This is a genomic window from Oceanobacillus sp. FSL W7-1293 (genome assembly GCF_037969815.1).
In the GTDB taxonomy this organism is placed as follows: domain Bacteria; phylum Bacillota; class Bacilli; order Bacillales; family Amphibacillaceae; genus Oceanobacillus; species Oceanobacillus oncorhynchi.
Genome location: NZ_CP150212.1, coordinates 2040997 through 2055209, shown reverse-complemented (window position 1 = coordinate 2055209; position 14213 = coordinate 2040997). Strand labels below are relative to the sequence as shown.

Below are 14213 nucleotides of genomic sequence, written 5' to 3'. Positions count from 1 at the left end.
TTATTATTTAAGTTCCATCTTATGCAATATTTGCACTTATTATAACATAATTCCATTGCTTATTTCTCAAGCTGATTCACTTGCTGTATATCACTTTAGTAAATCAGTAGTTGTTTAAATGTTAATGCTCTATAGGATACTTCTAAAACTCCAGCAAAGCATAAATAAGCCCTTTTTAGAGAGCTTATTTATTAGCCGGATTGTAATTAATATGATTTTATTCCCTTTAATTATATGATTCATTAATTTTCATTATGAACAGAACGATTTCGAAAGTAATTGATTACAATCACGATAAAAGCAATCAAAGAAAATAAACCAAACGAGTCCATAAATGCATGCAGCAGGCTTTCCTTTTCCATCGTTAGCCTCGCGATAAACAAAGCCAAAGAACTAAAGAATAATACAACTACAACCTTACTGAATGAAGTATTTGTAATAGCCGCCATGCCTAAGAGAATAATGATTGAACCTATTCCAATTATATTTACTAAGATATAGCGCCCTCCCTTTAATCAAATACGCATCCAAACAGCAATTAACTCAAGTTTAATTCATAATGATAAAATTGTGAATCCCGGATATATCCATTCTTTTCATATAATCTCTGAGAAACAGTATTATCCGGCGCTGTTTCCAAAACAATGCTTTTCGCACCTGTTTCCATTGCAAGATCCTTTGCTTTATGTAAGAGCTTTTCTCCTATTCCCTGTTTCCTTGCTTCTGCATCTACATACAAATCATTTAGTATCCATGCTTTTTTCATGGATATGGATGAAAATGTCGGATAAAGCTGGGTAAATCCGACATATCTTTGATGATTTTTCACCACAAATATCACAGAATCCTTGTGTTCTAAACGCTGCTTTATGTACGCTTTAGCACCTTCTATGTCTGATGTTCGTTCGTAAAATACTCGATACAAATTAAATAAATTTGATACGCCGTCTAAATCTTCCATTGTTGCTTGGTATGCTTCCATTTGTATTCCCCCAATTGGTTAAAACAACTCTATATTTTCACCTGTCAATGGATTTCTTTTAAAAATATTTTTTGCTGTATGTCCATAGACAATAAAAATATAATTGTAATAATAGACCAAATAACAATAGCTGCTAATAAAAATCCTATCCCATTTTTTGCTTTAACTGATATTTCATTTCGAATCTTATTCACTTCCAAATTATCCCTCATCCCTGTTCCTTTTCATTTATGCATATAAATGGAATTCTATCATTTTAACATCTCTTGTATCAATCCTTTTTAAATAATAAATAGGGATAGCGGTGGAAGTATTTATTTATAAACTAAGAGCACATTTCCGCAATGAAACGTTCGTGATTCAATTAATTCAAGTTTTTGATTAACATCATTAAATAACAGTTGCCCTTTTCCAATTAAAACAGGATTCAGTATAAGTCGATACTCATCAATTAAATCATGTTGGATAAAGGTTTGTGCAATGCTTGCGCCTGCAAGTAGTGCTATATTTTTGCCGGGCTGGTTTTTCAGTTTTTCCACTTCAAAAGCCACATTTCCTTTAACCAATCTTGCATTCCATTCTGCCTTTTCCAACGTTCGAGAGAAAACAACTTTTTTCATCTTATTCATTTTTCTAGCAAATGAACGATTTTTTTCAGTGCTTTTTTTATCAAATTCAGCAGAGGGCCAATGCTGGAGCATCATCTCATAGGCAACTCGTCCATAAAGTAGTGTATCTACAGAATCCAAAAAGTCATCCATAAAATCATGCATTTCCTCATCCATCACATGCCAAGAGCTGTCTCCGTCTTCACCTGCAACAAATCCATCTAATGACATGACCATTGATAAGACAATTTTTCTCATCCTACTCAACCTTTCTGTAGAAATTTTTAAAAATATCACACATGTATGATATTCAATAATCTTATGACCAATGCTTACTTTCTATATTAGAGCATAAATAACGCTTTGATTTCTTTTCAATTGCTACCTTTTATAGTCCAGTCATTAAGAGACAAGAGTAAAGGACAAGGCGTTGCAGAAAACCATTATCGAACAATGAATTTAATGTAACTTACCTATCGACACTATCTATCGCAAAGATAATTTTTTATTTTTATGTGCGATCTTCCCTGTGTTAAAGGAAGCTTTAAAAGTCATGACAGCATGGAAATTTATGTTTAAAACCGTTGCCTTTGTTTGGGTGAAAATTAGTTTTCTTATAGAATAAGCTAACAACCTATTATTTAGAATTAAAAACATACCCTTGAAAGGATTGATCTAATTGGGAAAGATAGCGTTTCATATTTATAATATTATTGTGTTGCTTTTATTGTTATCATTTAACGCTTTAGCGTTATTTGGTGCAGGAATGAGCGAAGGCGGAGTGTTGCCTGAGTATTGAATTGTAGTCTGGGCCTCACTCGTAATTTGGAGTCTCTTTTATTTTACCCAATTTCGTTCTGATAATAAGGTTTGGAGAATATCTTGGTTTGGCTTAATGGTTGTATTCCTTTTCTTCTGGGAAACGGGGCTTGGATCAACTGTTAGTAGAATGATTAGTTAGCATGAAGAAACACTAAAAATCAAATTCCGAATTTATCCCCACTTATTTGAGTTAGAATAAGTGGGGTTAATCATATTTTTTTCTTTAAATCTGGAATCAGCGTTTTAAATCATCTTTAAAACGCTGGTCAGCAAATAAAAACATTCAATAAAGCGTATAATGCAAAATATAATTTTCATTATAAAACTGAGTGAATTTCATAATTCAAAGCCCTTGTGTCCCAAGCTTTTTGAAACATAAAAAAAGAAGTACCTCCCCAAATCTTGTATAATGGTAGTTACCCAGAAAACCATAAAAAGACTGGAGGAGTACTTCTTATGACCATTATACGACAACCGAGTCTATTTGGCATCCAAGAATTATATGACATGGAACCTACCCAAAAATATGAAGCGATTATTTCAGCGATTGATCTGGATCGTATTTATCATGCGATTAATAAGAAATCCCGGCTTGGAGCGCCTGTTGAGCTAAATTATGCAGGGATGATTATTTCCTTTTTTATTCGCTACATCGAGCGTATCCCAACCATCAAAGACTTAATCAAGCGTCTAAATGATGACTTTATCTTTAAAATGAACTGCGGATTTCTTGTTTCCGATTCTACACCATCAGAAGCTGCTTATTCCCGCTTGGTAACGAAATTGAGTGAATCAGATATTTTAGAAAAATCCTTCGAAAGCGTAACGCTGGCAGCCGTCACCGAAGGGTTTATTGTCGATGAAGTCATTGCCATTGATGCAACCCATTTTGAAGCACGAGATAAGGCACCTGCCAAAAAAGAAGAAAAATCAGAAACTACGCCAAAAAAGCGCGGACGCAAATCCAAAGAAGAACGCGAACAGTACCTTAAAGACCAAGCGGAAAAGGAAGCAAACCTGCCATTGTATGAAAAGAAAATCGAAGCACAGTTAGACGTTCCGTTAGACATCTTGCGTGCAGAAGTGCCAATAGCCCCCAAATGGGGTGTGAAAAAGAATGCAGATGGTAAAAATGAATACTGGTTTGGCTATAAAGCCCACCTCGCAGTTGGTGCATCCAGCCAATATATTCTGCAATCTTTGTTTTCATCTGGCAGCTTAAATGATGGGAAAGCCGCTATTGCCCTATTGAAGGGAATGGATCAACGACTTCCGCTTACGTCTGCTTCTTACCAGACATTGGATGCGGGTTATGATTTTGAACCGATTTATGAACAGATTCATCGCATGTGTCAACAGTCTGTCATTGCCTATAATAAGCGCAATGAAGGCGAAATGATCGGGTTTGATAAGGATTTTGCCCCAACCTGTTTGCGAGAACATTCCTATAAATATGACAGCTTTGATCCGAAATACGAAACATTGAAATATACCAGACCAAAGGAATGCAGCGACTGTCCCCTTGCGAATGAAGGTATCTGTCAAAAAGTGTATAAAATCAAGATAACTACCGATTTAAGAAGGTATACCGCACCAGCACGAGGATCAAAAGCTTGGAAAAATATTTTCAAACAACGGACAGCAGTAGAACGTGTTAATGCTTATCTGAAAGAGTTCTATCAGCTAAACAATGTTCGTTATCGCACTGGAAAGCGTGCAAAAGTTCATTTTGACATGGTCGCTTTGATTTATAATGCTTCCAAATTAGCTGCTGATCGCATCCAAGCAGAGCTTATTCAGCAACAACAAGCGCATAATTTTTGTTTTTAAAAATACACTTTCGAAAATTCGGTTCGTCTTTGTATTTTTAAAAAGAGCAATTATGAAATTCATTCAACTATATATGTTTTTATAGTTTTATCAAAAATTTTTTCTTCTCTTTTTTGACCTAAATCATCCATCATAAAGAAACATCACTAATGTTATAATTTATACCTCCAGCTTCATATAAATACGCTCCTTGAAACCTTTAAAAGAAGAAAATCGCTCTCTTTTCCTTTCCATATCGATAAAACCCAGTTTGACATACATTTGATACGCTATTTTATTCGTATCAATCACTTCTAAAATAAAACGCTGATAGGCGGTATGATATAATACATGCTGAAATAAAGCGGTAGAAACTCCTTTACCTCTAGCTTTTACTGAGGTGGCAACACATTCAATATATCCCGTATCATCATATGGAAGTTTCTTATTAAAATCGTCTTTCATAAAGTGATATCCCAGGTTTCCCTTTACAAGTCCAAAATGCTTTTTTAATGTATTTCGATCAATGTTAAGTCCTCGTTCTTTATTATCGGAACAAGCGAGCACGCCTACAATTTCACTATTTAGTGTAGCCAGGTAGAAAACCTCTGGATGTAACATTTTTTGAAATGCATCTACTAATTTTTTTCGGTCTTTTGAAAAAAAGCCTAATTCTTTTTTATAACCATCCACAAACACTTCAGCGGCTTCTTTTCTTACGTCGCTATTAAAGTCTTTCATTTGCTTCACTTCAATTACAGCCTTTTGCATTTTACTCCACTCCTTCTCTTAATTTGTATTTTTTAATTATAAAACTATTTTAGTTTTATTAGTTTTCTCAAAAAAAGAGGATAAGTCATAGACCTCTTTTATTATTCTTTAGAAACCAACCCGTACAAAATAATATCAGCAATTTGCGATAACGCTTCCGTAAGGGAAATATCGTTTACGATATAGAAATGTTGATCTTGAGCTGTTTCCACTGCTCCTCTTATCATCTTTACAATTAAAGCTGCATTTTTATTGGCGATTATGCCTTCACGAATTCCTTGCTCAATTAAAGCGTCCATTTCATCCCAGTCTTTTGTATACATTTCAGATAATTTCTCCCATTGTTCCGGGAAAGAACGTTTTATTTGTTCTAACGTTGGCCGATCAACAAGTTCGATGTGAGTCGGTAAACTGATAATCACTTCTTTTATCTTCTCAGTTACTGGAATATCATCATTTTGTAAAATTAATTCGTTTTTCTTATCCACTTCAGCAAAAGCGTCTTCAATTAGTGCATCCAGAATATCTGCTTTCGATGAAAAATGTTCGTACAGCGTACGTTTACTAATCCCCAATCTTCGTGCAAGATCATCCATTGTAAATTTAATTCCATTTTCTTTTAATTCTTCTGCAAAAGCTTGAATGATACGATATTCTATTGTAATCACCCCCTCAAAAAACCAATTAAACTTTTTTAGTTTTTTCGTTTCATCAATTAGTATATATGTTGTGTCATATTGTTGCAAGGGATTTTTCATTGTAGGTTTTTGAATAACGCTGTAATAATAGTTAACATCGTCAATTAAAGCTAAATATACTCCATAAGAAATTATTTTTCTTTCTAAGCATTCAATATTTGGGTGCCAACCTTCCAATTTCCTTTCTTCATACTCTGGCCATTCTTTTGTGTTGCAAAATTACCTATTTATCATTATCTCCTTCATGAATCCTTACAAATCTGAAAATATTAATACGAGAAATATTCACCAAGAAAATCTTGAAACAACCTGTTTTCTTCTGTATCCGCTCGAGTAACTAAATAAGTAGATGCCTTTGGAAGCTTTAACTCCGGTGTTCTTACTTCCAGTAATCTCCCTTCCATTAGTTCCCGATTCAAAGCGATTTTAGGAAGAAAAGAGAAACCAAGCCCTTCCTCGATAAATTTTTTCGTAATGTGGACCTGTGTAACAACCATAGTACGTACCTTGTGATACTTTACATGGATCGCATTTAATAGATCATCCCAGTATTCTGGATGATTGTAGGTGAATAATGTCTGATTTTCAAATAGATCATGAATATCAATAGGCGGGCTGCTTTCTAAATCACCGCCATCATGGGAGCATACACAAATCACATCATCTTCTTTTATTTTCCCCACATGCAGTGATCCTTGTACGGGTTTCATTTGCAATAATCCGAGATCTGCTTCGCCCTTTTCAATCATTTCGCTTATTTCCATTGATTCTTTTATCTGCACAATCACTTCCACATCCATGTGCCGCTCCATAAATTGTCTAATAATATATGGGAGAATGGAGGCAGCTAATAATGGAGAAATAGCGACGGTTAACTTCCTTTTATACCCCTGTTCCCAAGCTAGTAAATCATGTGTCCCGCGGTCATAATTGGATAATATTAACCGGGCGTGCGGTAAAAATCGACGTCCAGCTTCCGTAAGAATGATATTACGTCCAGACCGGCTAAAAAATTGTGTGCCAATATCTCTTTCAAGTTGTTTAATATGTGCCGTTACCGTTGGCTGTGCCATATATAGCTTTTCTGCCGTTTTTCTAAAATTTTCATTTTCTGCAGCCATAATAAAAGTCCGTAACCAATTTATATTCATCTCTTCCTCCTAATTGATTATGATTTTTAATCGTTCACTTAATAAATAACTAATATTCATTATTATATATCTCATTTATAATAGACACAAATAGTAAAAATGGAGGAGTTATTATGAATTTTCGACCTGGTCTTGAAGGTATTACAGCAGTACAAACCAATTTGAGTTCTGTAGACGGTGAAGATGGGCGTTTGATTTTTCGTGGATACGAAGCGGACGAATTAGCTCGTAAGTATATGTTTGAAGAAGTTATCTATTTACTCTGGTATGGGGAACTGCCGGCACAAAATGAATTAAAAAAAATGAAAAAGCAGCTTCATGAAGAAAGAAATTTACCGGAGTCCATTATACGTATTATTGATGAATTACCAGAAGACATGGAAATGATGGCTGTTTTAAGAACAAGCATATCTTCTTTGAAAGCGAATCCAGAATGGCCGCCAACATTAGAAGAAGCAATCCGTATCACAGCTATCATACCAACTATACTTGCTTATCGTTATCGATCTTTACACCATTTAGAATTTATTGCGCCTAATCACCAATTAGATCATGTGTCCAATTACTTGTATATGCTTACTGGTAAAATACCGAAAGACGCACATATCAAGGTTTTAAACGCTTATTTTATACTTACAGCAGAACATGGTATGAATGCCGCAACATTCACGTCCAGGGTAATTGCCTCTACTGAATCTGATTTATTTTCTGCCGTTTGTGGAGCAATTGGTGCTATGAAAGGACCATTGCATGGAGGTGCACCAACTGGTGTCATGTCAATGTTAAACGAGATAGGTACAATGAAAAATACCGAAGATTGGTTAAGAAAAAAACTAAATAACAATGAAAAACTGATGGGATTCGGACATCGTGTGTATAAAACAAATGACCCCCGGGCTGAAGCATTAAGCGATGTCATTGAAAGTTTATCAGCCGATGATGATTGGTTTGTCCTTGCAAGGCATGTGGAAAATACCGCTATTCGTCTGCTGGAAGAATATAAACCTGGACGGAGACTTTATACCAATGTGGAGTTTTACGCAGCAGCTGTTTTCAAAGCTATAAATCTGCCGGAAATGCTGTATACACCAACATTTACTGCCAGCAGGACAGCCGGATGGAGTGCTCATGTTCTGGAGCAGGCAGAAAACAATCGGATATTCCGTCCGCTTTCTGAGTATACTGGACCAGAAAATATGGTTAATGAAAATACTCAAAGAGGCTAGGTGAAGACCAGCCTCTTTGGTAATAGGTAATACTGCACTAAAATATTAATCGATAAAACGAAACTGCTTTCAGCGGGAGTTTTGCGAGCGGTTCTCCGCCATAAAGTTACTAAAAATTTGTAAAGAGATACCAACAATACCAATTGGCAAAACTACAGCCCACGATACGTTATGAATGTTGATTACTTCCGTTACTCCCAATAGCTTAAATATCAAAATTAGTGTCATCCAGAAACCTGTAACACGTACGCTTTTTTGTATTAAATATAGGGCCTCCTTGAATCTTTTTCAATACAAGGCCTCCTCATTCTTACACCTGATTTATCTGACTCATGCAAACCGAACATAAAATAGTTATATTTTCATTAATTACCGCTTCACCTTCCAGCAAAATTGGCTTTCTCACTAAAAAACAAAGCTTAATACAAACTTTTTCCAGATTTCTGTTTAAACAAAGTCTTTCCACTCGTCTCACTCACTATATCAATAGTAACCCCACGATTAATCCGCTTCGCACTCACATACAAGAACAACCACGCAAGGCCAATAGACAATACGAACATCAGCAGCAAGCCAAGACTGATTACTATCACTGGATTACTTGCTTTCCATGTAAGCAAAACGCCAAATAAGCTAAATACGAAACCAAAAAACCCAGAAGTTTCCGCGCCCAGATCAACGACAAATGGAGCTGCCTCACCAGGTACGAGCATTAATGCGTAAGGGATGCTTAAAATAGCCAAATACACATATGCCAACAATAATAGAAACATAGATGTTCCAAAGGTTAACCGCTGTTGCGGGTTGCTCGGATTAAACCGTGCACCAATTGTCCCGATCCAAATGCCGATGGAGGTGATTCCGATTGTAATTCCTGCTTTCACCACAATCCCAAAGATAAACTGCCACCATGCCCAACCAAGAAATACTCCTACAATACATTCCAAGATCGTTAAAATAATAAATGGAAGTAACCAGCTGATCCATAGTTTTCCTAAGGCAATATTGCGGCCTGATAATGGGAGCGTGCGTAAAATCCACGCAGACAATCCTTCCCGTGAAATAGCCGAGGCAGCGAGCTGTCCGTTAAACAATGCATAAATACATAAAAAGAAGCCTTGAGCAATGGGCCATGAAATATCATTAAATCCACGAAGGTCACTTAAGCGGATGCCACCACTTATGAAGCCAATCACAGGAAAAACGATGAAAAAGGCGAGTGGTAAAAATGTCATCCATTCTCTCATATCACGCTTAATGGAAAACCATTCTTTCTTCCCGATCGCAATAACTGGATGTGATACACCCTCCGCACGCTCTTTTTTAGGTTTACGCTTTTTCTTTTTCCCGCTTCCTTCACTTAGTCTAATCCAACCCGTACGAAATCCTTTTTCAACTAATGTCGTCGTAAGTAAAATCAACACTCCGGCAAAAAGTATCAATAAAATCATTGGCAAGAAAAAGCTCATTGAACCATTTGCTGCCTGAATTAATGCATCACTTCCCCAGCTTACCGGTACCCAATCCGGTAAAACTGGAAGCCCTGCCATAAGCGACTCTGATAATGAACGGTTATTTGATATTTGCGGCAACATAAATATCAAATAGACAAACAATCCTGACAGAAAGGTCATCGCTGTCATCAATTCATTTGCTCGTCTTGCAGGAATAAGCTGTATGACAACCAAATTAAGCAGGTAGGCAATGGAAAGCCCAATGGTAGCCGCTGTAAACAACATACATACAAGTACGAAATAATAGATAATATTTGCGCCGCTGGCCACCCCATAAGCTGTAAGTGGTACTAAAAGAAATAAAAAAACAGTCAAAGGTGTGCCGATAAAACTTTGCATGTACTTCATTATAAAAATTTGCCTCGTTTTAATCGGCATGGTGAACAGAAACTCTAAATCGGTTGCCGAGTACAAGTGTTTAAACACTTCTGGCATCCCGATTAAAATAATCATTCCAATAATCATTAACAAGCTGAAAGAAAAGATCCCATCTAAAATGGGCTCAGTCACCGAACCGGCAATGTTCCATATCTCCTGAGAGACAAAAAACAGCAGAACAGCCAAGACTGCAAAAACAAAAAGATAGGCAAAATAATTTTTCAGATTTTGTGATTTGAGTGTATTTACAAATATTCTGCGCTGATTCTTGAGCAAAACTTTTATCATGATGGACCACCTGGTTGATTTTCTTTCGCCATCTCCTGAATAATCGCTTCTTGATCATCACTGCCTGTTAATTCTAAGAAAATATCTTCAAGACTTCCCTCTGCACGTCCGTCTTTTTCCCTTAATTCATCCATTGTTCCAAGTGCGATGATAGCACCATCTGAAATAATACCGATCCGGTCACACATCTGTTCCGCGATTTCAAGAATATGTGTTGTTAAAAACACCGTCATGCCTTTATCGCATTCTTCTCTGAGCAAATTTTTAAGATTCCGTGCACTTTTAGGATCAAGCCCCACGGTTGGTTCATCTAAAAATAAAATTTTCGGATCATGGACGAGTGCTCCACAGATTGCAATTTTCTGCTTCATCCCATGAGAATATCCTTCTATTAATTCATTAGCCCGGTCCGTCAGTCCAAATATGGACAGTAACTGCTTCGCCCGTTCTTTAAAACGAGCTGAAGGTATTTGAAATACAGACGCCACAAACTCCAAATACTCCCAGCCTGTTAATTTCGGATATAAATTTGGCTGGTCTGGAACATAAGCAATCTGCTTTTTTGCTTCAAGCGGATTCTTCCAAATATCATTCCCATTTATTTCAATCGTTCCATTTGTTGGCTCAAGCAATCCAGTCATCATTTTAATCGTCGTTGTTTTTCCTGCTCCGTTTGGCCCTAAAAATCCAAACAGTTCGCCTTTTCTCACTTCAAAATTAACCTGTTTGACAGCAGCTTGATTTCCATATTTCTTTTCAAGCTCTAAAATTTTGATGGATCGTTCACTCATTTTTTGCCTCCTATATATTTCATTCATTTATTCGGTAAAAGAGTAACTTTATTTTTCTGCTATTTCTTCAACAATCAAATCAATACATTTGTTATTTGTTTTTTTATACAGTAAATATTATTAACTTTCAATTAATTCCTTTCAAATATATTCCGCTAATATTTGTGCATTATTAATTACTCAGCACCCTAATTATTACAAATCCTGCCCTGCGTGTAAAATAGTTTAAAGTACGATACTAGCTTTTTAAATAGATTTCATCATGCCATAACTTATTGATTTTTCACGTCTCTCCAATGACTGACAATAAGCAGTGCAGCGATAATTGAACAATTAATCATCAAACCTGAATAAATTTGCCAGCCTAGATTACCCGTATGATGAATAATTTGAAAGATAAAATATGGGATTAGCAGCATACTTACTGCAAATATGACATATGTAATCTTATTATTCACTTTTAACACCTCCGCTTCCTCTTTGCTTCATCAATTCCTTTCATTTCGCAGTTAAATAATAAAATTTTAAAGCTGTCATCAAATATATCCTTCCTTTGATGACAGCTTCTTCTCTTTAAAATAGTCTTATAGAGTTCCTTGCTTCCGAACCAGACACATAATACCGCTAATAAGCAGGAAGATGCCAGGAATAATACCAAACCCTACGGTAACAATCGAACCTAAGATAGAAATCACAATGAAAATCGAACCTGCAACTTTCGGCCGTTTATTCCCTTTAATCAAGAAAATTGACACAAGGCTCAAAATAATCGCGAGGATAGACGTAATGAGAAGCGCCCAGCCTCCTGCGCCCATTCCTTCCATGACCGTATTCAGATCATTAAGCCCCATCTCTGGATTTTGCTCTACTACTTCTTGAAGGAGGTCTTCATTATTTTGCAGAAATAACATAAACCCGCCTAAAGCTGCAACCAGTCCATATCCGACCATTCCAATGACACCTAATACAATTTCAACCGTTCTTTTCATTATCTTTATACCTCCCTAAATCTCTTATTGACCTGCAATATCTCTCTTAGTAAATATTCCCCAAGAAGCTGCTAAAAACACTGCAAAATAAACAAGTAAAACCATGATGGAAAACGGCAACGTCATCCCCTCCACCCAAGGTGCGTCATTCGCATATTGGCTTAAATCTGTGTTCGCAAATAAGATATATTTAGCCCATGCATACTCCGAGAAAAAACTGACAATGGAATTCCCAGCCATCATTAGAAATACCGCTGTTCCAATGGCAAGTGCACTATTGCGGAAAATGCTTGAAATCATAAAGGCAAAGGTTGCCATCATTACTAAATTAACGAGTTTATAGCCATAGTTTGTAAATATCTCATGAATAACTGATACGCATTCCAATCCGCCAACCTTATCCATGACGATATGCGGATTTAATCCTTCCACACCAAAGAACACGGCACCAATCACCCATGAAAAGACAACGACAAATAACAGTGTGATCAAAGCGAATAGCAGGACTGCCAAATATTTGGATAATAGTATTTTTGACCTCGAAATAGGCCGGATCAGTAAAAGCTTTATCGTCCCCCATCTAAATTCATTCGCAACAATCCCTGCTGCGATAATGATCGTTAATAAACTTACGATGGACAGCATGATGTTCATCTCCATCACAAATTGCCACGCATCATACCCCGCCGGCTGAATATCATTTTCTAAATAGTAATTGTTTTGCTCAATCTGACCCGTATTAAAATCTTGCAGGAGCTCCTCTTCTTCCATCTCTTTGGTTAACTCTTCATTCTCTTCCTGCAGCTCCGCACGCCAAGAATCCTGGCTGTAATCCTCTCTTACGTCACCGAAAAAGTTCGTTAACATACCATATCCCGCAATAATTACTGCTAAAAGTATGTACATGATCCAGGTCGATTTTTGTATATATATTTTATTAATTTCGTTTCGAATTAAGTTCATCAGGTTACTCAATAACATTCTCTCCAATCAAATCAAAGAATTTTTCTTCTAATGTTGCTCTGGATACTTCCACTTGGTAAATGGAAATATCATTCCGAACGAATGTTTGAATGATGTTAGGAATCTCTTCTCTTTGACTTTGAAAGGTTATCAAATCACTTTTTAGAACAGCCTCAATTTCATACTCTGTGCTTAACAGTTCCATTGCTTTCTCTGCAGGGGTTACTTCCATCTGAATCTGATGGGAATCCTGCTCTGTATCTGCTGCATCATGAACATTTTGAATCGTAATAAGCTCTCCATTTTTGATAATCCCAATCCGGTCACACATTAATTCGATTTCTGATAACAGATGACTGGAAATAATAACTGCAACATTTTGCTCTTCAGCCAAACGTCGAATATAGTGCCGGATTTCTCGGATACCAGCAGGATCAAGACCATTTGTCGGTTCATCTAAGATTAAAACAGACGGATTGTGTAATAAGGCTTGAGCAATCCCTAACCTTTGCCGCATTCCTAACGAGTATTTGCCGATTTTTTCTTTGATCGCCTTTTCCAGGCCTACTAAGGAAATAACCTCCTGTATCCGCTCCTTGCTGACATTAGGAAGCATACGTGCAAAATGTATCAGATTTTGCATCCCTGTCATAAACGGATACATTTCCGGATTCTCAACGATTGCGCCAACCTCTTTAATGGCCTCCTTATAATCGTTTTTAATGCTTTTGCCGAGTATCTGTACGTCTCCGCCGGACATTTTTATTAAGCCTACCATCATCCGAATAGTCGTTGTCTTACCTGCTCCGTTTGGGCCAATAAAGCCAAAGACTTCTCCTGATTTAATCTCAAAGTTTAGCCCTTTAATAATTTCGGTTTTTACAATTGTTTTCTTTAAATCAATTAGTTTCATTGCTGGTTTTTCCAAAAAAGTTCCCTCCATAAAATATTGTTGTCTTTATTATCGGTATTTTTACAAAATAATGAAATTCATAAGTTTATTTTCACTATTTATTCTGCACGCTGCATACTTATAAATATAATCTCCATTGCTACGATAAAAAATTTCACTTGCCTTTTTAGATGGGAATGATTCTCTGCTGTATCTATCAAAATACAAATATATATAAAATCCTAAATCATTGAAGTGAATACGAAGATAAATAAAGCGAAGATCGTTATATTTTCCATAAAAAATTCCTTCATTCAAACATTGATAGAAG

13 protein-coding genes are annotated in these 14213 nt (G+C 36.3%); 2 read left to right on the top strand and 11 right to left on the bottom strand.

The window, feature by feature from the left end; all coding sequences use genetic code 11:
- Window positions 1-538: 538 nt before the first annotated feature.
- Entirely contained in the window at window positions 539-982 is a 444-nt protein-coding gene (locus MKY65_RS10150; RefSeq protein WP_339184480.1) for a GNAT family N-acetyltransferase, read from the bottom strand.
- Between the two features lie 314 nt (window positions 983-1296).
- On the bottom strand, window positions 1297-1848 hold the full coding sequence (locus MKY65_RS10145) for a dihydrofolate reductase family protein (protein WP_339184478.1): 552 nt from the start codon (window positions 1846-1848) through the stop codon (window positions 1297-1299).
- Between the two features lie 1020 nt (window positions 1849-2868).
- On the opposite strand from MKY65_RS10145, the gene MKY65_RS10140 reads away from it, so the two are divergent.
- Window positions 2869-4242 carry a transposase gene (locus MKY65_RS10140; protein WP_339181899.1) on the top strand — a complete coding sequence of 458 codons (1374 nt, stop codon included), beginning with the start codon at window positions 2869-2871 and terminating at the stop codon, window positions 4240-4242.
- 159 nt (window positions 4243-4401) lie between these two features.
- Here MKY65_RS10140 and MKY65_RS10135 read toward each other — a convergent pair whose 3' ends face one another.
- The 3 genes from MKY65_RS10135 to MKY65_RS10125 form a co-directional block, all read right to left on the bottom strand.
- Window positions 4402-4992, bottom strand: a complete 591-nt coding sequence (locus MKY65_RS10135) for a GNAT family N-acetyltransferase (protein ID WP_339184476.1) — start codon at window positions 4990-4992, stop codon at window positions 4402-4404.
- Between the two features lie 101 nt (window positions 4993-5093).
- A complete protein-coding gene (locus MKY65_RS10130) occupies window positions 5094-5867 on the bottom strand; it encodes a TetR/AcrR family transcriptional regulator (protein ID WP_339184474.1) in 774 nt (257 codons plus the stop codon).
- Between the two features lie 92 nt (window positions 5868-5959).
- Window positions 5960-6841 carry a LysR family transcriptional regulator gene (locus tag MKY65_RS10125; protein ID WP_339184471.1) on the bottom strand — a complete coding sequence of 294 codons (882 nt, stop codon included), beginning with the start codon at window positions 6839-6841 and terminating at the stop codon, window positions 5960-5962.
- A gap of 113 nt (window positions 6842-6954) precedes the next feature.
- Here MKY65_RS10125 and MKY65_RS10120 point away from each other — a divergent pair, with 113 nt between their 5' ends.
- Entirely contained in the window at window positions 6955-8067 is a 1113-nt protein-coding gene (locus MKY65_RS10120) for a citrate synthase/methylcitrate synthase (RefSeq protein ID WP_339184469.1), read from the top strand.
- 419 nt (window positions 8068-8486) lie between these two features.
- Here MKY65_RS10120 and MKY65_RS10115 read toward each other — a convergent pair whose 3' ends face one another.
- From MKY65_RS10115 to MKY65_RS10090, 6 genes are all read right to left on the bottom strand, one after another.
- Entirely contained in the window at window positions 8487-10247 is a 1761-nt protein-coding gene (locus tag MKY65_RS10115) for a hypothetical protein (protein ID WP_339184467.1), read from the bottom strand.
- A complete protein-coding gene (locus MKY65_RS10110; RefSeq protein WP_339184465.1) occupies window positions 10244-11038 on the bottom strand; it encodes an ABC transporter ATP-binding protein in 795 nt (264 codons plus the stop codon). Before MKY65_RS10110 ends, MKY65_RS10115 begins: the two co-directional genes overlap by 4 nt.
- Window positions 11039-11310: 272 nt before the next feature.
- Window positions 11311-11496 carry a hypothetical protein gene (locus tag MKY65_RS10105; RefSeq protein WP_212929491.1) on the bottom strand — a complete coding sequence of 62 codons (186 nt, stop codon included), beginning with the start codon at window positions 11494-11496 and terminating at the stop codon, window positions 11311-11313.
- Between the two features lie 126 nt (window positions 11497-11622).
- Window positions 11623-12027: a DUF4064 domain-containing protein gene (locus MKY65_RS10100; RefSeq protein WP_339184462.1), complete on the bottom strand. Its 405-nt coding sequence runs from the start codon at window positions 12025-12027 to the stop codon at window positions 11623-11625.
- A 24-nt stretch (window positions 12028-12051) separates the two neighbouring features.
- On the bottom strand, window positions 12052-13002 hold the full coding sequence (locus tag MKY65_RS10095; protein WP_339184459.1) for an ABC transporter permease: 951 nt from the start codon (window positions 13000-13002) through the stop codon (window positions 12052-12054).
- A complete protein-coding gene (locus tag MKY65_RS10090; protein ID WP_339184457.1) occupies window positions 12995-13918 on the bottom strand; it encodes an ABC transporter ATP-binding protein in 924 nt (307 codons plus the stop codon). The genes MKY65_RS10095 and MKY65_RS10090 overlap by 8 nt, the downstream gene beginning before the upstream one ends.
- Window positions 13919-14213: the final 295 nt, after the last annotated feature.

Bases quoted from the DNA above. Each gene is read 5' to 3' on its own strand.
- MKY65_RS10140 (WP_339181899.1), top strand. From the start codon at position 2,869: ATGACCATTATACGACAACCGAGTCTATTTGGCATCCAAGAATTATAT.
- MKY65_RS10145 (WP_339184478.1), bottom strand. From the start codon at position 1,848: ATGAGAAAAATTGTCTTATCAATGGTCATGTCATTAGATGGATTTGTT.
- MKY65_RS10100 (WP_339184462.1), bottom strand. From the start codon at position 12,027: ATGAAAAGAACGGTTGAAATTGTATTAGGTGTCATTGGAATGGTCGGA.
- MKY65_RS10125 (WP_339184471.1), bottom strand. From the start codon at position 6,841: ATGAATATAAATTGGTTACGGACTTTTATTATGGCTGCAGAAAATGAA.
- MKY65_RS10115 (WP_339184467.1), bottom strand. From the start codon at position 10,247: ATGATAAAAGTTTTGCTCAAGAATCAGCGCAGAATATTTGTAAATACA.
- MKY65_RS10150 (WP_339184480.1), bottom strand. From the start codon at position 982: ATGGAAGCATACCAAGCAACAATGGAAGATTTAGACGGCGTATCAAAT.
- MKY65_RS10120 (WP_339184469.1), top strand. From the start codon at position 6,955: ATGAATTTTCGACCTGGTCTTGAAGGTATTACAGCAGTACAAACCAAT.
- MKY65_RS10135 (WP_339184476.1), bottom strand. From the start codon at position 4,992: ATGCAAAAGGCTGTAATTGAAGTGAAGCAAATGAAAGACTTTAATAGC.
- MKY65_RS10110 (WP_339184465.1), bottom strand. From the start codon at position 11,038: ATGAGTGAACGATCCATCAAAATTTTAGAGCTTGAAAAGAAATATGGA.